This is a genomic window from Bacteroides sp. AM16-13 (assembly GCF_003602705.1).
Taxonomy (GTDB): domain Bacteria; phylum Bacteroidota; class Bacteroidia; order Bacteroidales; family Bacteroidaceae; genus Bacteroides; species Bacteroides xylanisolvens.
In genome coordinates this window covers 115,468-133,687 of record NZ_QTLK01000013.1, presented here as the reverse complement: position 1 = coordinate 133,687, position 18,220 = coordinate 115,468, and the positions used below count along the sequence as shown (strand labels likewise).

The following is an 18,220-nucleotide window of genomic DNA, read 5'->3' as shown; positions in this document are numbered from 1 at the left end:
TGCTTTAGCTTTTTGCTTTCTCAAACTTCCAGATATCATAGAAATAAGGATTGACATATTGTTGTGCAGTTGTATGCCCCATCTTAGAAGGTACGATCAGACGTACATGGGCATTATTACGCAAATAAGGTAAGGCAATCAACCATCCGGATGGAATTGCAGTTCCATAACCTTGATTAACCCATAATAAATCATATTCCAAACTACCGGATAAAACGATTCCATAAACAGTAGACGCGTTTTGTACATAACGGAATGTTAATGGAAACTTATAATAATCAGGAACATCCATCCATTCTTCTAAAGGTACATTGAAACAAGTAACCTCTCCTGTCATCATATCCTTTTCTACATAACGAGTACAAATGACATTATTATTAGCAAAAGTGTCTACCGCATTCTCAAATTCACTTTTATCTTCATCTTTCCCGCCACGATCTACGATCTGCATATATACGCCATTGGAGAAAGCAACATATTCGTCATATCCATCCCCAGCTTCTTTTGAAGCCGTAACAGTGTCTCTTTCGAACTCTTCCAGTGAAATGACACGAATATCATTATCTTTGATGAACTTATTCACCGCATTTTTCTCGTCTTCCAGCATTTCTGCATAAGTCTTCGAATTGTCGCATGCCTGGAACAGACTTCCGGCGGTTAACAAAGAGAGAAATAAAAATACAAGTTTCTTCATTATCTGTTATTTAGCTATATTCCGCACAAATGTATCTCAAAATCATTAAAAGTTGAAAGGGGGAAGTTGAAAGTTCGTATCTTTTAACCTTTCCATATTCACTTTTAACCTTCCATCTTTAGCTTTTTGCTGTTAACAAAGGTTTATACTTCTCAAGCGCTTTCTCAAAGACCGCTTTTGCCTCTTCCATCGTTCCGAAAAACTCACCGCCCGAAGCGTTCAAATGTCCGCCACCGTTGAAAAATTCAGCGGCTAACTGATTACATGGAAAGGTTCCTACCGAACGAAGGGAGATTTTAATCATCGGCTTCTCTGTATCTTCCCGCAAGAAGCAGGAGAAACAAACATTCTTGATGGAAAGGGGGATGTTTACGAAGCCTTCGCTATCACCTTTTATATAGTTAAACTTACTTTGCTCGGCTTTTGTCAATGTGATTAATGCCGAATTACAATCCGGATAAACAGTCATGTTCGACAGTACATAGCCCATCAAACGCAAACGGCTCTCGGAATAGGTATTGTACACCTTACGGTAAATATCATCCTTATCGATTCCTTTGGAAAGTAGTTCGCTAATGATAAAATAAATTTCCCGGTTATTCGAATTATAAGTGAATCCTCCTGTATCTGTCATCATGCCTGTGTAGATACATTCTGCGCCTTCCTTCGTGATATCACTGAAATATCCCATACGACAAATCAGCCGGAATATCAATTCGGAAGTAGAAGAAATCTTAGGATAGGACATTACAATCTTACAGAAATCTTCGGGATACAGGTGATGATCGATCATGATTTTACGCGCAGGAGATGCAACCACAGCATCTGCCATATCGTCAATACGCTTCAGTGCATTGAAGTCGAGACAACAGATTACGTCAGCTTCGGCTATCAACTTATCGGCAAAATCTTTGTAACGGTCATACAAAAGAATATCCTTACTGCCCGGCATCCATCGCAAGAAATCGGGAAAGGCATTCGGCACAATTACGTTTACTGTTTTTTCCTGTGAATCCAGGAAATGATACAATCCCAATGATGAACCAATAGCGTCGCCGTCAGGAGAAACATGGGATACAATTACTATTTTGTCAGCTCGTTCAAACCATTTGGAAAAATGGTCTATTTTGGCTTGTTCAATTACTTTCGTCAACATACTCTTAAACTTTATCAAGGTGCAAATGTACGATAAATCTTTGTACTTAGAGCAAAAAGTGGACAGAACCTTCGTCAGACAAAGAGATAAATCGCAGACCGGATTTCTTGCATTCGCTTTCAAGTAGGTGTTTGCGGTATTCCGAGAGGGACGCGTCCAATATGACGTAAGAGAAAGAAAAGACTTGGGCGAGTTCTTCCAGATGACCGTCATATCCTTTGCATAAGTAAAGATACTGAATATATAACGGAGAAACGGTAGATTTGTTTCGCCAACGGTTATCGTTTATGACACATACACGACAACCATGATAGGATATAATCTGCTGTTGACGGTTAAGTTCAGCGTGCCGGCAATCAGCCGTTATTTCTTGGGGAGGAAGAAGGTGATGACGCTTCCAATAGTTAGCTGTCATGTGTTTCAGACGTTTTTCATTGGAGAGAGTATCCATATAGTTTATCCAGGATTGCCCGTCACTCTTTATGCAATGTACTGCCGGACAACCACGCATATTGTAAAAGACTAAACTCGTTTGAGGACGATCCAGCCAATACAGCGTTGTATGATAAGTCCCCATCAACAAGATAGAAAAAAGACAGATTTGCAGATTCCGGTATCGGCGATTCATAAAATAATAGGTTAGCAGAGCGATGACAATATAGATACCTAGCACTTCTGACTGATAAAGCCAAATTCCATCTATAGAAGCGTAAGGAAGCTGTTCTACCCATCGGACAAAGAAATTAAGTCCTTCCAACAGCTTCTTAACACCTCCGGCCGCTCCTATCTGAAGCCAGGAGAAAGGAGTCAGAAGAAGCATTACGACAGCAGCATATAAGATAATCGTAATCAAAGGTATAACAACTAAATTCGTCAACAGAAAATGCACGGAGAATCGAGAGAAATAAAACAGAACAAGCGGAGCTGTTCCTATTTGTGCGGCAATAGACACGCTCATGAGTCCCCAAACAGACTTTCCTATTCTACTTTTCACGGTAATCAAATGATAGATCGGCCTTTGAACAAGCAAGATAGAAGCAACAGCAAGGAAAGAGAGCTGAAAACCAACATCGAACAGCCATGCAGGATTGCAGAATAACATCAACCACGCAGCTACCGCCAATGTATTTAAAGATAAAGGTTCACGACCAACCATATCCGCCATAGCTAAAATCGAAAACATACTGACCGAACGTACTACCGACGGAGAAAGCCCTGTAAAAAAAGCAAAGGTCCACAATAAGACAAGAAGAAAAACAGAACGCACACATCTACCTATATTTCCTCTTCGGGCAATAGGTTTCAGAATGAAAAAAAGCATTGTATATAAAAGTCCGATATGCAAACCGGATAAAGCAAGAATATGACTCACACCGGCCACAGAATAACTTTCACGAACCGAATCACTTAATTCCGTCTTATCACCTATGGTTAGTGCTGAAAGCACAGCCAATTCATCGTCAGCGAATCCGAGTTCCCGATAGAACGAGAGCATTTTTCCTCTATAATAACTAGCTATACTGTTGAGATAAAGTCTACTCATCCCACCCTGTTGCAAAGAGCCGGGTAGTTCGTCTGAAGATAATGGTGGTTTGTTTGAGGATAACAAAGTCCATTTCCCGGATACAACATATCCTGTTCCGCTAATACCTTTCCGCATCAGGAAGCGGGCATAATCAAATTCATCAAAGTTTCGATTGTTGAGAGGAGGAGAAATGCGGGCAGAAATCAGCAGTTCATCTCCACTCTTCAAACGGGAGGCAGACGAATCTTGCTGTAGATAAAGAACCGCAGTATGTCCTATCGGATATATGCCCGCAGTATCACGACGTTCTTTTAATAATGCCTGACAGAGGTAAGTATGTTCTTTAGGTTGAGGCGCATCCGTTATCAAAACCCGGTACACAGTTTCTTCTTTCGGAAAAGAGCAGACAGCCTGTTGCAATTGTCCAGTCATCCCAAGCCATCCTCCCGTAAAACAAAGAGCGGAGATAGCTATCCCAAAACACCATCGCAGCGAATAGCGCTTCAGAAAATAAAGAGCAAAAGACAATGCAGCAAAAAAGCCAAAGAAGAGAATACCACAAAGGGGGGCCCATGAACGGTCAAAAAAATGATCTCCACAAAAAATGCCTGCTATCCAGGGGATAAGCAGGCGTATAAATGGATATCGATGGAGGTTATAAAGAAACAATGTCGCAGTTATTTCACAGATTCTTCAGCCACTTCTTTCCCGACTTAGTGAATGTCCACAGATAAATACCTCCAACAATCACACATCCTACTGTAAAAACAAAACCTAACATTTCCATATCATTTTAATATTTTATTAGCTAATAATGCAGACAAAGTTGTCAAAACAATACCCGTTACAGCTATATACCAATTATTTTCATCCAAAAAGTTGGCGTATAGAGGTATAATTATACCAATCACAAGTCCAGCAAATGAAAGCTTCGAAAGATCAAAAAAATAACCAGCCAATTTTTCTTTTCTAGTCTTATCTCTTTCTTTGGTTTCTTTTCTAACCTCCTGCTGTTGACTCCAAGTTCCCATTTTTGTTTATTTTCCAACAAAGGTAACTTTTATATTTTATATCTAAGCTAATTTACCAATATTTATAATTCATCCACTACAATTCGTGCAACTGACGAATCATTCCTTCCGGATCCTGTGCACCAAAGACAGCATTTCCAGCCACCAGCGCATCGGCTCCCGCCTCAACCAAACGGGCCCCTGTTTCCAGGTTCACGCCACCGTCTACTTCAATCAGGGCTTTCGAACCTGTCCGTTCAATCAAGGCATGCAGTTCACGAACTTTTTCTACCGAATGTTCGATAAACTTCTGCCCACCAAATCCTGGATTCACGCTCATAATAAGCACCATATACACGTCCTGAATAATATCTTGCAGAAGAGCTACAGGAGTAGCAGGATTGATCGTTACAGCAGGCTGCATCCCGGCTTCTCTGATTTGTTGAATCACCCGATGCAGATGTGGACAAGCTTCATAATGCACATTCATCGTATGAGCACCCAATGCTTTTACTTCCGGAATGAATTTCTCCGGATTCACAATCATCAAATGCACATCCAACGGCTTCTTACTTAACTTCGCTACATATTTCAGTACCGGAAAGCCAAATGAAATATTCGGAACAAATACTCCGTCCATAATATCAATATGTACCCACTCCGCTTCACTGCGGTTTACCATTTCAATATCCTTTGCCAAATATCCAAAATCGGCAGAAAGAATAGAAGGAGCGATAATCGGTTTCATAATTCTTTTATTTTAGGTTCTAATTGTCTCGTGTTCGGGACGGTTTTTATTCTATCTTATTGTCAGATCACTTCATCTTACACCCATCTTCCAGGTGATAACCACGAAGCAACTCATCTGTTTTCAGTCGTTTCTTACCGGGTAGTTGTAAAGAAAGAATAGATACAAATCCATCCGGTACAGCTACTTTCATAAATTTCTTGCCATCAGTCACGATTGTTCCGGCAGCCAATTGATGTGATTCATAAACTTTCTCACTTTCAAATATTTTCACGACCACACTTTCTGCTTTTTCGGAAGCAATCAGTTCACTCCAGGCAGCGGGGTAAGGTGATAGTCCACGGATAAAATCGTAGATCTTCTTCACCGGCTGGTTCCAGTCAATCCGGCAAGTTTCTTTAAATATCTTCGGAGCAGGACGGAGTTCACCGACAACTGCCATTTCTTCTTGAGGAATTGGTTTGACCGTTCCATTCAGTATAGCATCTACTGTTTCAAGAACCAGTTTTCCTCCCAACATCATCAATTTATCATGTACCACTTCTACATTATCCGTATCTGCAATAGGCACACGTACCTGTTGAATGACCTCTCCGGTATCTATCTCATGCTTCAAAAAGAAAGTCGTAATCCCGGTTTCCGTATCACCGTTGATAACCGCCCAGTTGATAGGAGCAGCTCCACGATATTGAGGAAGTAAAGAAGCATGAAGATTAAATGTACCCAGTCGCGGCATATTCCATACCACTTCCGGCAACATACGGAAAGCAACTACAATCTGCAAATCCGCTTTCCATTCACGCAACGCTTCCACAAAAGCTTCATCTTTCAACTTTTCCGGTTGAAGCAACGGTAAATTCTGTTCGAGCGCATATTGTTTGACAGGAGAATATTGAATCTTATGTCCGCGTCCGGCAGGTTTATCGGGCATCGTAATCACACCCACTACATTATAACCGCCTTCTACCAATTGACGCAGGACCTCTACCGCAAAATCGGGAGTCCCCATATATACTATTCTTAAGTCCTCTTTCTTCATCATTTTAAATATGTTATCATTACTTAGGCACGGATTAGTCTTCAGAAAAATGTACCAGCACTTGCCGATACGAATTAAATATCTTTGATTTAGAGACAAATCCCTGATAGCGGCCTTCCTCATCTACAACCGGAAGATTCCAGGCTTTCGTATCGTCAAATGTTTGCATAACCTGCTCCATTCCATCCGTATCGAAGATTTTGGCAGGAGCAGATATCATCAATTTATTAACAGTGAAACGATGATAAAGTTCTTGCCGGAACATGATGTTGCGAATATCGTCGAGCAATACAATTCCCAACAATTCACCCGTTTTCTTATCTGTCACCGGAAAGACATTTCGATGGGAAGCTGCAATTGCTTTCACCAGTTCGCCCAAGTCCATTTCCGGGTGTACGACAACGAAATCTTTCTCCACCACGTTTTCCATTTTCATCAGCGTCAACACAGCTTTATCCTTGTGATGTGTCAGCAATTGTCCCTTCTTAGCCAAACGCATCGAATAGATACTATGAGGTTCGAAAGCAATAATTGTCAGATATGAACTTACAGATACAATCATCAACGGAAGAAATAAATCATATCCACCTGTCAGCTCGGCTATCAGGAACACCCCTGTCAATGGAGCATGCATGACACCACTCATTACTCCCGCCATTCCCATCAATGCGAAATTCTTCTCCGGCAAATAAGCGGAGAAAGCAAAGTCATTGCTAAAATGAGAGAAAACAAAACCGGCAATACACCCCAAATAAAGCGAAGGAGCAAAGATACCACCACAACCACCGCCACCGTTTGTTGCACTGGAAGCAAACACTTTCAATAAGATAATCAGCATCAGATAAACCAGCAACAAATTGCCATAGCCATAAAACATAGAGTTGTTCATGACCGTATCCCACTCTTCGGCAGACGTTCCATTCAACAAAAGATTAATCGTATCATATCCTTCACCATAAAGAGGCGGGAAAAGGAAAATCAATACACTCAACATCACACCACCAAAAGCCAGTTTCTTGTAAGGGTTATTGAGTTTGCCAAATACACCTTCTACCGAATTCATGGCACGTGTGAAGTACAACGAAATCAGTCCGCAAAAAATTCCCAGCAAGATAACGAAAGGAATACGCTCCAGTTCGAATGCCTGATCGAGGTGGAACTTAAACATAGCCTCCGTACCGGTGACTATGTACGAAACAGTTGCTGCTGTCACGGCAGAAATCAACAGGGGAAGCAAAGAAGACATGGTTAAGTCAATCATCAGCACTTCCAAGGTAAATACCAGTCCCGCAATCGGAGCTTTAAAAATACCGGCAATGGCACCTGCCGCACCACAACCTACGAGCAGCATCAACGTGCGATGCTCCATCTTAAACACGCTCCCGAGATTGGAACCGATTGCCGAACCTGTCAGTACAATTGGCGCCTCTGCTCCGACCGATCCACCAAATCCGATGGTTATGGCACTGGCGATAGTAGACGACCAGATATTGTGTCGCTTGATACGTCCCTGCCTACGGGAGATGGCATATAAAATCTTGGTGACCCCATGACTGATGTCATCCTTTACAATATTACGCACAAACCAACCTGCAAGGAAAATACCGACTACCGGATATACCAAATACAGGTAGTTAGCTTCTGTTGCATTGAAATTATTAGTCAGGAAATTCTGTATCTGATGGATAAAGAATTTCAATATTAACGCAGCAAACGCAGTGAAGATTCCGACCAGGAAACTTAATATCAGGATAAATTGCTTCTCCTTTATGTTCGCTTCCCGCCATTTGATACAACGCTGCAATAAACTAAGTTTTTCTCCTTTCATTTATTCGCGAATTATCTTTATCACTCCACCTTTTTCCAACTTAATAATACTTGAGGGTTTCGGCTTATTCATATCATCCTGGCGAAAGCCAACTATATAATCTACCGCCGATTTGATCTCATCACTAATTTCACTAAAATTAGCAGCACCCGGCTGCCCGCTGACATTAGCCGAAGTAGAAACAATTGCTTTACGGAACTGCTGACAGAGTCTTCTGGAAAAATCTTCATTCGTCACACGAATCCCTACACTGCCATCTTCGGCCAGCAGATTAGGTGCTAAATTTCGTGCTCCGGAATAAATAATCGTCAACGGCTTGTCGGCAACTTCAATCAAATCCCATGCTACATCAGGTACATCCTGTACATAAAAATCCACTTTAACCGGAGAGTCCACCAACACCAACATAGCTTTGCTATCAGCACGTTTCTTAATCTCATACACCCGGCGTACAGCCTCCTCATTAGTCGCGTCACAGCCTATACCCCATACGGTATCAGTGGGATAAAGGATCACTCCTCCTTCATTCATCACCTGACAGGCTTTTTTAATATCTTCTATCATTTCTTGATTAATTTCCGTTAAGAACAAGACGCAAAAATAACACATTTATTCCATTTAGTGAAATCTATCCTGACGTTTTTAAATCACCCTTTAAAATCAACTATTAGCAGACAATAATTTAACTATTACATTATTACAAGCGTGTTTCCCTAACAGGACAAACATCCCAAAACTTCGTTTTAAACGATTATTAACGAAAATCTTCCTTATCTCCGAAAGCAGAATCATTAGAAATCTCTATCTTTGCCTCAATTTCAAGCAAGAAAGCAAAAGTGCTATTTTTGTGTCGAATTTAAAACGTTTAAGAGAAAACAATGGAAGAAATCGTATTTCATCACACATTACCTATCCAATTGCGATTCAATGATGTAGACAAATTTGGTCACGTCAACAACACAGTTTACTTCTCCTTTTACGACTTAGGAAAGACTGAATACTTCGCTTCAGTATGCCCCGGAGTAGATTGGGAAAAGATCGGGATTGTCGTTGTCCACATCGAAGCGGATTTCGTCAAACAGATATTCGCATCCGATCATATCGCCGTACAGACTGCTGTTTCTAAGATAGGCACCAAAAGCTTTCACCTGATCCAGCGGGTTATCGACACAGAAACGAATGAAGTAAAATGTATCTGCAAGTCTGTTATGGTTACTTTCGATCTTGAAAGACATGAATCCATGCCACTGACAGAAGAATGGATAGAGGCGATCTGCAAATATGAAGAACGGGACTTGCAAAAAGCATAGATAGTTTTTTTTTGAAAAAGCCCCCTCACGAATGAGAAACAAAACAAGCAAAACCAATTCTCCGGAAAAAGTTTTATTCTGATTCATGTCCGCTATATAACAGAAATTGCCTATTTTTGTACCTTAATTAATAAGGCATAAAATATCTAGTACAGAAAATGATAGCTGACAAAAGTATAAATTTAGATACCCTTTATAAAGTATTGTTTGATAATGAGAAGCTGGAACTCTCTAAAGAATGCATCCGAAAAGTAGAGGAAAGCTTCGATTTCCTACAATCTTTTTCCAGCGATAAGATTATTTATGGTATCAATACGGGGTTCGGCCCAATGGCACAATACCGGATAGAAGATCAGTCACTGATCGAGCTTCAGTACAATATCATTCGAAGCCATTCCACCGGTGCCGGCAAACCACTTCCCGAACTTTATGTAAAAGCAGCTATGATTGCCCGCCTGTACACTTTTCTACAGGGGAAATCAGGAGTACACATGGAGCTGGTATCTCTTCTCTGTGAATTTATCAACCGTGGAATTTATCCGTTCATACCCGAACATGGAAGTGTAGGTGCCAGCGGCGATCTCGTGCAACTGGCCCATATTGCCCTGACATTAATAGGAGAAGGGGAAGTTTTTTATCAGGGGAAATTGCGTGATGCCGCTACTGTGCTTGAGGAAAACGGTCTGCAACCTTTTTCAATGCGCATCCGCGAAGGATTATCCGTCACAAACGGTACTTCTGTGATGACAGGAATCGGTATCGTCAATCTGATTTATGCCAAAAAGCTGCTCCGTTGGTCGGTAGCCGCTTCTGTCATGATGAATGAGATTGCCGCCTCTTATGATGATTTCATGGCACAGGCATTAAACGAGGCCAAGCATCACAAAGGGCAACAAGAGATAGCCGCTATGATGAGAGAATGGGTAGCGGGCAGCAAATGTGTACTTCAAAGAGAGAATGAACTATACAACCAAGTGCACAAAGAAAAAATCTTCGAGCACAAAGTACAGCCCTATTATTCTTTGCGATGTGTTCCGCAAATCCTCGGTCCCATCTATGATGAGCTGAAGAATGCGGAAGAAGTATTGATTAACGAAATAAATTCCGCCTGCGACAATCCTATTGTCGATCCGGACACACAAAATATTTATCATGGCGGTAACTTCCACGGAGATTACATCTCTTTCGAAATGGATAAACTGAAAATCGCCGTGACCAAACTGACCATGCTTTGCGAAAGACAGATCAATTATCTGTTCCACGACCGTATCAATGGCATCCTGCCTCCTTTTGTAAACTTGGGAGTGCTTGGATTGAACTACGGTTTGCAGGCTTCGCAATTCACAGCAACGTCCACTACCGCCGAATGTCAGACATTGTCGAATCCGATGTATGTGCACAGTATTCCTAACAACAACGATAATCAGGATATTGTCAGCATGGGAACCAACTCGGCTCTATTAGCAAAAACAGTCATAGAGAATTCTTATCAGGTGATGGCTATTCAATTTATGGGAATGGCACAAGCCATCGACTACCTGAAAATACAGGATCGTCTAAGTCCCAAAAGCCGGCAGGTGTATGAAGAGATACGTAGCTTCTTCCCTGTATTTACCAATGACACACCTAAATATAAAGAGATAGAAAGAATGATGGACTATCTCAAAAAAGAAAATAAATAAAATGAAATACGCATTAGTAACCGGAGGAAGTCGAGGTATCGGCCGTGCTGTCAGTTGCAAACTGGCGGAAATGGGCTACTTTATACTGATTAATTATCAGAGTAACGACGCAGAAGCAGAAAAAACGTTGCAGTTAGTGCAGGAAAAAGGAAGTAACGGAGAAATCATGAAGTTCGATGTGACAGACCCTGCCGCTATTGCCCTTGCCTTGAACAACTGGGCGTCACAACATCCTGACGAATACATCGAAGTACTGATCAACAATGCGGGCATCCGTAAAGACAACCTGATGCTCTGGATGACAGGAGAAGAATGGAACAAAGTGCTCGATATCAGTCTGAACGGATTCTTTTATGTGACACAGCCTTTATTGAAGAATATGCTGGTCAAGCGTTATGGACGTATTGTCAATATCGTATCCTTGTCAGGTATTCAGGGAATGCCCGGACAAGCTAACTATTCCGCAGCCAAAGGTGGCGTAATAGCCGCTACCAAAGCACTGGCACAAGAAGTCGCCAAGAAAAAGGTAACAGTCAACGCAGTAGCTCCGGGATTTATCCGCACGGATATGACGGAAGGGATTGATGAGAACGAATGGAAAAAACACATTCCTGCAGGACGTTTCGGTACTGCGGAAGAGGTTGCCGATCTCGTCGGTTTTCTGGCATCTCCGGCCTCATCCTATATCACAGGAGAGGTGATTTCCATCAACGGAGGACTATATACTTAAAACAAAAGCATAGAATAGACAAAATAATGAAAAGAGTTGTTATCACGGGAATGGGGATTTACTCTTGCATCGGCAAGAACCTGGATGAAGTAAAAGACTCACTATACAATGGGAAATCGGGGATTGGCATAGATCCGGTACGGAAAGAGCTGGGCTATTTTTCTGCATTAACAGGCATATTGGAACGTCCCGACTTGAAGAAACTATTAGATCGTCGTAAACGTCTCTGCCTGCCGGAACAGGGAGAATATGCTTATCTCGCTACTTTGGAGGCTTTCCGTAACGCCGGTATTGACGAGGCTTTTCTCGAAGCTAATGAAGTGGGTATCTTGTATGGCAATGATAGTAGTGCCGCCCCTGTTATCAACGCAGTGGACATCATTCGTGAAAAGAAAAACACAGCGTTGGTAGGTTCCGGTTCTATTTTCCAGTCGATGAATTCTACCGTGACAATGAACCTGTCGGTTATCTTCAAGCTTAGAGGAGTTAACTTCACCATTGCCGGAGCTTGTGCAAGTGGTTCTCATGCTATTGGCATGGGGTATCTGCTCATTAAATCAGGATTGCAGGATTGTATTCTTTGCGGTGGCGCACAAGAAGTAAATCCTTATGCGGTCGGCAGTTTCGACGGGCTAAGCGCATTTTCCACCCAGGAAGCAGAGCCCGAGAAAGCCTCCAAACCTTTTGATAAACGACGTGACGGACTGATTCCGAGTGGAGGAGCCGCCAGTCTGGTATTAGAGAGCTATGAATCGGCAGTAAAAAGGGGAGCTCCCATTTTGGCCGAAGTTATCGGTTACGGTTTCTCTTCCAATGGAGATCATATCTCCGTACCGAATGTGGACGGTCCGAAACGTTCTCTTCAGATGGCCATCAAAGATGCGGGTATTGCACTCGAACAAATCAGTTATATCAACGCACACGCCACTTCCACTCCGGTAGGCGACCTGAACGAAGCGAAAGCCATTGCGGAAGTATTTGAAGGACATCACCCGTATGTCACTTCCACGAAGTCCATGACCGGACATGAAATGTGGATGGCAGGTGCCAGTGAAGTGATTTACTCCATCCTCATGATGAATAACGGTTTCATCGCTCCCAACCTCAATTTCGAGGAACCGGACGAGGCTTCCGCACAGTTGAATATACCTACCCAACGGGTAAATCTGGAATTTGATACGTTCCTTTCCAACTCGTTTGGATTCGGAGGAACCAATTCCACCCTGATTATACGCCAAATCAAAGAATAAATTACTAAAGAAAACAGATATATGACAAACGAAGAAATCATCGAGAAAATAAGAACAACTCTGGCAGAAGAGTTTGAAGTAGACATCGACGTCATCCAGCCGGATGCGCCGTTAATGGAAACTCTTGAACTGGACAGTCTGGACTTGGTCGACATGGTGGTACTGGTAGAAAAGAATTTCGGTTTCAATGTAACCGGACAAGACTTTGCAGGTATCAAAACCTTCCAGGACTTCTACGATCTCGTTATCACCCGTATGCAGGAAGCCAAGTAAATATGTCGACGTGGAAAGGCAAAACCCGGGGAGGAACGTTCGGATACTTATTCTTTATTTACCTGATTAAGTATCTGGGCATCACTGCCGCTTATCTTTTTCTAAGCCTGGTAGTGCTCTACTTCATACCGTTTGCTCCGAAAGCAACCAAAAGCACCTGGTTTTATGCCCGTCACATTCTGAAATACAATAGGATACGTTCTTTGAAGATGTTACTACTCAACTATTACCGATTAGGACAAATCCTGATTGACAAGGTAGCCATCGGTAATGGAAAAGTAAATCAATATCAGTTCAAATTCGAGCGGTATCCGGAGTTTCTGCAACTGCTGAACAGTGAACAGGGAGTGATTATGATTGGCGCCCATGTGGGAAACTGGGAAATAGGCGTTCCTTTCTTTGATGATTACGGAAAGAAAATCAATATCGTGATGTACGATGCCGAACATCGTAGAATCAAAGAGATCCTGGAGAAAAACGGTCAGGACAAGGAGTTTAAGATTATCCCTGTCAATGAAGACAACTTGACACACGTTTTCCGCATAACCGAGGCGATCAACCAAAAAGAATATGTATGTTTCCAGGGCGACCGTTATCTGAACAAAGAGAAACTTCTGCCAGGAATTTTACTGGGACAGAAAGCTCCTTTCCCTGCCGGTCCTTTTCTGCTGGCTTCGCGAATGAAAGTTCCGGTGGTATTCTACTTTGCTATGAGGGAACCGGGAAGAACTTACCGTTTTCATTTTATAATAGCGGAACCGGTAGTACGAACAAAAGAAAAGAAAGCGGAGATGGCTCTGCTCGAACAATATACTGTTGCTTTGGAACAGATACTAAAACGCTATCCGGAACAATGGTTCAATTATTATCCATTCTGGGAACCTGCCGGAAAGCAGTCACCGGATTTAAAAGAGAAACAAAAAGATGCAACAGAATAAATATGACAAGGAGCCGTTGACAGCGGTAGAGGCACAACGCCTGGCACAAGAAATAGCTTTTGGGCCTATTGTTTTTCAGGTATCACGCCTTATGCTTAAATTCGGTATTTTCCAGTTATTGGCCGACGAGCGCAAAGGTATGACGCAAGAAGAAATCAGCAAAGCTTGTGGGCTGTCCTCTTATGGCGCACAAGTATTGTTGGAGGCATCATTGACTATTGGCACCGTATTGTTGCGTGAAGGGCGATACTGCCTTGCGAAAGCCGGCTGGTTTCTGCTCAATGACAAAATGGTACGTGTCAATATGGATTTCAACCATGATGTCAACTATCAGGGAATGTTTCATCTGGAAGAAGCCATCACCAACGGACGTCCTGAAGGACTGAAAGTATTCGGTGAATGGAGTACTATCTATGAAGGGTTGTCAAGTCTGCCTTCACAGGTACAAAAGAGCTGGTTCGGTTTCGATCATTATTACTCGGATTGTTCGTTCGATGAAGCACTGGCAATTGTCTTCGCCCGTCATCCCAAGACTTTATTGGATGTGGGAGGCAATACCGGCCGTTGGGCGACCAAATGCGTAAGCTACGACGACACAGTGGAAGTAACCATCATGGACCTTCCGCAACAATTGGAGATGATGCGTCAACAAACCAAAGAGCTGCCCGGAGCTACACGTATCCACGGTCATGGTGCCAATCTGCTTGATCCGGAAGTGCCTTTCCCGACAGGGTTCGATGCTATTTGGATGAGCCAGTTCCTCGATTGTTTCTCGGAAGAAGAAGTTACCAGCATATTGACCCGTGCAGCCCGTTCCATGAGCCGGGAGAGCCGCCTGTATATTATGGAGACTTTCTGGAACCGGCAGAAATTTGATACAGCCGCTTATTGCCTGACACAAATCAGTCTCTATTTTACAGCGATGGCAAACGGAAACAGCAAGATGTATCATTCGGATGATATGCAACGATGCATCGAAGCAGCAGGATTGGAAATCGAAGAGATACATGACCATTTAGGAATGGGACACAGCATCGTACAATGCAGATTGAAATGAACAGAGAAGCCGTCATACAAGGAGAAGGAATACTCAACCTGATTCCACAGCGTCCGCCAATCGTTATGGTGGACAGTTTCTTCGGATTTGAAGAAAACCGTTCATATTCCGGACTGACTGTCACTACCGACAATTTATTTTGTGAAGCAGGCAGACTGCAAGAGCCGGGAATTATCGAGCATATCGCACAATCGGCGGCGGCACGTATCGGGTTTATTTATACCCGGCAGGGTGAAAAAGTTCCGTTAGGTTTTATCGGTTCGGTAGACAAACTTAAAATCTACAACTTGCCGGAAGCCGGAATGAAATTATTTACAGAGATTACCATCGTACAAGAGGTATTCGATATTACGCTAATTTCGGCACAAGTGAAAACGGAAGAAGAGCTGATTGCTGAATGTAAGATGAAAATATTTATCAAAAAAGAATGAAACGGAAAACAAATCAACAGATTGCAGCTTTGACTAACCGGACTACTTTCAGAGTACGGTTCAGCGAAATTGACTCCATGCAAATTGTATGGCATGGCGAGTACGTGCGCTACTTTGAAGATGGGCGGGAAGCTTTCGGCAAACAGTATGGTTTGGATTATATGAGCATTTACCGGGAAGGCTACATGGTTCCCATCGTAGATTTAACCTGTCAGTTCAAGCAATCATTGTCCTTTGGTGAAGAAGCAATTATCGAAACACGCTATATTGCCTGTGAGGCAGCCAAGATCAAATTCGAATACGTTATCTACCGGGCTACCGACCAGAGTGTAGTGGCCACCGGAAGCACCATACAAGTGTTCCTGAACCTGAATAAAGAACTGGAGCTTATCAATCCTCCGTTTTATCTGGAATGGAAAAAGAAATGGAATATCCTTTAAATATATACATCACAGCCCATACGCTGATTAGTTCGTTAGGTTTCGGTATTTCGGAAAACAAAAAAGCAATCCATGACTATCGAAGCGGGATTCGTATGCAGGAAGCCGGACGGATTTCTGACAGTCCGATTCTGGCAGGGATGATTGATTCTGTCGAGTTGGAAAAGAGAGCTAAAGAACAATTAGAAAAGCGGGCAAAGGAGCTGGATATTTCCTCTTATACCCGGTTGGAGCAACTGTTTATATTGACTATTCAGGAAGTGATTTCCCAATCGGGAGTGAATCTGCAAGAGTCGGACTGTGCTTTGTTGCTCTCTACTACGAAGGGAAATATTGATTTATTGAGCGATCAAGAAAAAAGAACTAATTCGGACAAGCCAAGCGGTTCTGTACAAGCAACAATTGATAATCCTTCCTTTTTACAGGAATTATCAGCCGATAGTCCGACTTTTCTTTGGAAAATGGCAGAACGAATCGGGCATTTTTTTGAGGCAGCCAATCAGGTAGAAGTTATCTCCAACGCCTGTATATCTGGAGTCTCGGCACTGGTTGTTGCCAAGAGATGGATAGAATCAGGACGTTACAAACGGGTGATTGTCGCCGGTGGAGATATTCTTTCTCATTTTATTACCAGCGGTTTCCTGTCTTTCCGGTCAGTCAGTGCACACCGATGCCGGCCATACGATATACAACGGGATGGATTAAGTCTAGGCGAAGCCTGTGGAGCTGTGCTTTTAGAAACTCAAGGAAACGCAAATCATATTATTCTATCCGGAGGAGCGATCAGCAATGATGCCAACCATATATCCGGTCCTTCCCGGACAGGAGACGGACTGGCGCTGGCTATCAATCAGGCAATGGAAGAAGTCGGAGCACTTCCCGAAGATATCAGCTTTATCAATGCACACGGAACAGCTACGGTTTATAATGACGAAATGGAATCCAAAGCCATACATTTGGCAGGATTGTCAGCAGTTCCGGTAAATAGTCTTAAGCCTTATTTCGGGCATACATTAGGAGCTTCAGGCATTATTGAAACCATACTCTGCATAGAGCAACTGAAAGAAGGAATATACTACGGAACTTTAGGATATGAGACACTGGGCGTTCCCATGCCCATCACCGTTTATGGTACCCATCAGCCGATGCCGATGAAATGTTGTATCAAAACCGCTTCCGGTTTCGGAGGCTGTAATGCCGCACTGGTATTATCTCTCCCAGATGCTCATTTGAAACAGAAAACCGATTCTCCGGCATTTTGCAAAGCTGTCGTGGAATCAGCCAATATAGTCACGATCAAACCGGGAGTGGTAGAAAACCAAGGAACAGCTATATTCAATTCTTCGGAGACTGACTTTGCGCCGTTTATCCGGGAAGCATACAAGCATCTGGGAGAAAACAATATGAAGTTCTACAAGATGGATAATCTTTGTAAGCTGGGATATGTAGCTGCCGGATATTTATTGAAAGATACCAACTACCAGCCGAAAGAGATTGGAATCATTCTAGCCAATGCATCTTCCTCTTTAGATACGGACTGCAAACATCAAGCTATCATCAATAAAGAAGGAGATAAAGCCGCCAGTCCTGCCGTGTTTGTCTACACTCTCCCCAATGTAGTATTGGGAGAAATCTGTATACGACACAAAATTCAGGGAGAAAATACATTCTTTGTCTGTCAGCAATCCGACACTGCTTCCTTAGAGGATTACGCAAGAATTGTGATGGCGAAAGGTAAGTTACGCACATGCATCATAGGCTGGTGCGAACTACTGTACGGACATTATCAAGCAGAATTTAAACAACTTAATAATATATCAACGATTTATGAATAATTTAGATCAAACCAAAAGAGAACTGATGGACGAAGTGAAAGGTAAACTAATCGAAGAGTTGAACCTTGAAGAAATCACTCCGGAAGATATTGACGATGAAGCCCCTCTGTTTGGCGACGAAGGTCTTGGCCTTGACTCCATTGACGCACTCGAAATCATCCTGATTTTGGAACGTGAATATGGCATTAAAATAGAGAATCCTAGTGAAGGAAAACAAATCTTCTACTCGGTATGTACACTGACTGACTACATCATTGCTAATCGGAAAGCTTAA

At 42.6% G+C, this 18,220-nt stretch carries 19 protein-coding genes; 11 read left to right on the top strand and 8 right to left on the bottom strand.

The window, feature by feature from the left end:
* Window positions 1-4: 4 nt before the first annotated feature.
* From DW173_RS12535 to DW173_RS12500, 8 genes are all read right to left on the bottom strand, one after another.
* Complete coding sequence (locus tag DW173_RS12535; protein WP_049701840.1) at window positions 5-694, bottom strand: DUF4827 domain-containing protein; 690 nt, start codon at window positions 692-694, stop codon at window positions 5-7.
* Between the two features lie 118 nt (window positions 695-812).
* A complete protein-coding gene (locus DW173_RS12530) occupies window positions 813-1,850 on the bottom strand; it encodes a DHH family phosphoesterase (protein ID WP_120144516.1) in 1,038 nt (345 codons plus the stop codon).
* A gap of 46 nt (window positions 1,851-1,896) precedes the next feature.
* Window positions 1,897-4,044: a ComEC/Rec2 family competence protein gene (locus DW173_RS12525; protein ID WP_120144515.1), complete on the bottom strand. Its 2,148-nt coding sequence runs from the start codon at window positions 4,042-4,044 to the stop codon at window positions 1,897-1,899.
* 119 nt (window positions 4,045-4,163) lie between these two features.
* Window positions 4,164-4,406 carry a hypothetical protein gene (locus DW173_RS12520; RefSeq protein WP_008020549.1) on the bottom strand — a complete coding sequence of 81 codons (243 nt, stop codon included), beginning with the start codon at window positions 4,404-4,406 and terminating at the stop codon, window positions 4,164-4,166.
* A gap of 76 nt (window positions 4,407-4,482) precedes the next feature.
* Window positions 4,483-5,133 (bottom strand): ribulose-phosphate 3-epimerase, encoded by a 651-nt coding sequence (gene rpe, locus DW173_RS12515; RefSeq protein ID WP_049701837.1) that lies wholly within the window; start codon window positions 5,131-5,133, stop codon window positions 4,483-4,485.
* A gap of 67 nt (window positions 5,134-5,200) precedes the next feature.
* The gene (gene fmt / locus DW173_RS12510; RefSeq protein ID WP_120144525.1) at window positions 5,201-6,172 is read right to left on the bottom strand and encodes a methionyl-tRNA formyltransferase; all 972 of its coding nucleotides are present in this window, start codon (window positions 6,170-6,172) and stop codon (window positions 5,201-5,203) included.
* A gap of 34 nt (window positions 6,173-6,206) precedes the next feature.
* The gene (locus DW173_RS12505; RefSeq protein ID WP_004313072.1) at window positions 6,207-8,000 is read right to left on the bottom strand and encodes a chloride channel protein; all 1,794 of its coding nucleotides are present in this window, start codon (window positions 7,998-8,000) and stop codon (window positions 6,207-6,209) included.
* Window positions 8,001-8,564, bottom strand: coding sequence for an L-threonylcarbamoyladenylate synthase (locus DW173_RS12500; protein ID WP_004313073.1), 564 nt, complete (start codon window positions 8,562-8,564; stop codon window positions 8,001-8,003).
* Window positions 8,565-8,878: 314 nt separating this feature from the next.
* Here DW173_RS12500 and DW173_RS12495 point away from each other — a divergent pair, with 314 nt between their 5' ends.
* From DW173_RS12495 to DW173_RS12445, 11 genes are all read left to right on the top strand, one after another.
* Complete coding sequence (locus DW173_RS12495; protein ID WP_004313074.1) at window positions 8,879-9,310, top strand: acyl-CoA thioesterase; 432 nt, start codon at window positions 8,879-8,881, stop codon at window positions 9,308-9,310.
* 158 nt (window positions 9,311-9,468) lie between these two features.
* Window positions 9,469-10,992, top strand: coding sequence for a histidine ammonia-lyase (gene hutH / locus DW173_RS12490; RefSeq protein WP_008641972.1), 1,524 nt, complete (start codon window positions 9,469-9,471; stop codon window positions 10,990-10,992).
* A gap of 1 nt (window position 10,993) precedes the next feature.
* On the top strand, window positions 10,994-11,722 hold the full coding sequence (gene fabG / locus DW173_RS12485; RefSeq protein WP_008020540.1) for a 3-oxoacyl-ACP reductase FabG: 729 nt from the start codon (window positions 10,994-10,996) through the stop codon (window positions 11,720-11,722).
* A 26-nt stretch (window positions 11,723-11,748) separates the two neighbouring features.
* A complete protein-coding gene (locus DW173_RS12480; RefSeq protein ID WP_120144514.1) occupies window positions 11,749-12,972 on the top strand; it encodes a beta-ketoacyl-[acyl-carrier-protein] synthase family protein in 1,224 nt (407 codons plus the stop codon).
* A 21-nt stretch (window positions 12,973-12,993) separates the two neighbouring features.
* Complete coding sequence (locus tag DW173_RS12475) at window positions 12,994-13,245, top strand: acyl carrier protein (protein ID WP_004305450.1); 252 nt, start codon at window positions 12,994-12,996, stop codon at window positions 13,243-13,245.
* A 2-nt stretch (window positions 13,246-13,247) separates the two neighbouring features.
* Window positions 13,248-14,183 carry an acyltransferase gene (locus DW173_RS12470; RefSeq protein ID WP_008020537.1) on the top strand — a complete coding sequence of 312 codons (936 nt, stop codon included), beginning with the start codon at window positions 13,248-13,250 and terminating at the stop codon, window positions 14,181-14,183.
* Window positions 14,170-15,240: a methyltransferase gene (locus DW173_RS12465; protein WP_008020535.1), complete on the top strand. Its 1,071-nt coding sequence runs from the start codon at window positions 14,170-14,172 to the stop codon at window positions 15,238-15,240. Before DW173_RS12470 ends, DW173_RS12465 begins: the two co-directional genes overlap by 14 nt.
* Window positions 15,237-15,671 carry a hydroxymyristoyl-ACP dehydratase gene (locus DW173_RS12460; protein ID WP_120144524.1) on the top strand — a complete coding sequence of 145 codons (435 nt, stop codon included), beginning with the start codon at window positions 15,237-15,239 and terminating at the stop codon, window positions 15,669-15,671. The genes DW173_RS12465 and DW173_RS12460 overlap by 4 nt, the downstream gene beginning before the upstream one ends.
* Entirely contained in the window at window positions 15,668-16,111 is a 444-nt protein-coding gene (locus DW173_RS12455; protein ID WP_008020530.1) for an acyl-CoA thioesterase, read from the top strand. Before DW173_RS12460 ends, DW173_RS12455 begins: the two co-directional genes overlap by 4 nt.
* Window positions 16,096-17,946: a beta-ketoacyl synthase N-terminal-like domain-containing protein gene (locus DW173_RS12450; protein ID WP_120144513.1), complete on the top strand. Its 1,851-nt coding sequence runs from the start codon at window positions 16,096-16,098 to the stop codon at window positions 17,944-17,946. The genes DW173_RS12455 and DW173_RS12450 overlap by 16 nt, the downstream gene beginning before the upstream one ends.
* On the top strand, window positions 17,939-18,220 hold the full coding sequence (locus DW173_RS12445; protein ID WP_008020527.1) for a phosphopantetheine-binding protein: 282 nt from the start codon (window positions 17,939-17,941) through the stop codon (window positions 18,218-18,220). Before DW173_RS12450 ends, DW173_RS12445 begins: the two co-directional genes overlap by 8 nt.

Excerpts from the sequence above, each read along its gene's own strand:
- DW173_RS12445 (WP_008020527.1), top strand. The coding sequence starts at position 17,939 with ATGAATAATTTAGATCAAACCAAAAGAGAACTGATGGACGAAGTGAAA.
- DW173_RS12450 (WP_120144513.1), top strand. The coding sequence starts at position 16,096 with ATGGAATATCCTTTAAATATATACATCACAGCCCATACGCTGATTAGT.
- fmt (WP_120144525.1), bottom strand. The coding sequence starts at position 6,172 with ATGAAGAAAGAGGACTTAAGAATAGTATATATGGGGACTCCCGATTTT.
- DW173_RS12475 (WP_004305450.1), top strand. The coding sequence starts at position 12,994 with ATGACAAACGAAGAAATCATCGAGAAAATAAGAACAACTCTGGCAGAA.
- DW173_RS12455 (WP_008020530.1), top strand. The coding sequence starts at position 15,668 with ATGAAACGGAAAACAAATCAACAGATTGCAGCTTTGACTAACCGGACT.
- DW173_RS12470 (WP_008020537.1), top strand. The coding sequence starts at position 13,248 with ATGTCGACGTGGAAAGGCAAAACCCGGGGAGGAACGTTCGGATACTTA.
- DW173_RS12520 (WP_008020549.1), bottom strand. The coding sequence starts at position 4,406 with ATGGGAACTTGGAGTCAACAGCAGGAGGTTAGAAAAGAAACCAAAGAA.
- DW173_RS12495 (WP_004313074.1), top strand. The coding sequence starts at position 8,879 with ATGGAAGAAATCGTATTTCATCACACATTACCTATCCAATTGCGATTC.
- DW173_RS12530 (WP_120144516.1), bottom strand. The coding sequence starts at position 1,850 with ATGTTGACGAAAGTAATTGAACAAGCCAAAATAGACCATTTTTCCAAA.
- DW173_RS12535 (WP_049701840.1), bottom strand. The coding sequence starts at position 694 with ATGAAGAAACTTGTATTTTTATTTCTCTCTTTGTTAACCGCCGGAAGT.
- hutH (WP_008641972.1), top strand. The coding sequence starts at position 9,469 with ATGATAGCTGACAAAAGTATAAATTTAGATACCCTTTATAAAGTATTG.
- DW173_RS12460 (WP_120144524.1), top strand. The coding sequence starts at position 15,237 with ATGAACAGAGAAGCCGTCATACAAGGAGAAGGAATACTCAACCTGATT.
- DW173_RS12500 (WP_004313073.1), bottom strand. The coding sequence starts at position 8,564 with ATGATAGAAGATATTAAAAAAGCCTGTCAGGTGATGAATGAAGGAGGA.
- DW173_RS12480 (WP_120144514.1), top strand. The coding sequence starts at position 11,749 with ATGAAAAGAGTTGTTATCACGGGAATGGGGATTTACTCTTGCATCGGC.
- DW173_RS12465 (WP_008020535.1), top strand. The coding sequence starts at position 14,170 with ATGCAACAGAATAAATATGACAAGGAGCCGTTGACAGCGGTAGAGGCA.
- rpe (WP_049701837.1), bottom strand. The coding sequence starts at position 5,133 with ATGAAACCGATTATCGCTCCTTCTATTCTTTCTGCCGATTTTGGATAT.
- DW173_RS12505 (WP_004313072.1), bottom strand. The coding sequence starts at position 8,000 with ATGAAAGGAGAAAAACTTAGTTTATTGCAGCGTTGTATCAAATGGCGG.
- fabG (WP_008020540.1), top strand. The coding sequence starts at position 10,994 with ATGAAATACGCATTAGTAACCGGAGGAAGTCGAGGTATCGGCCGTGCT.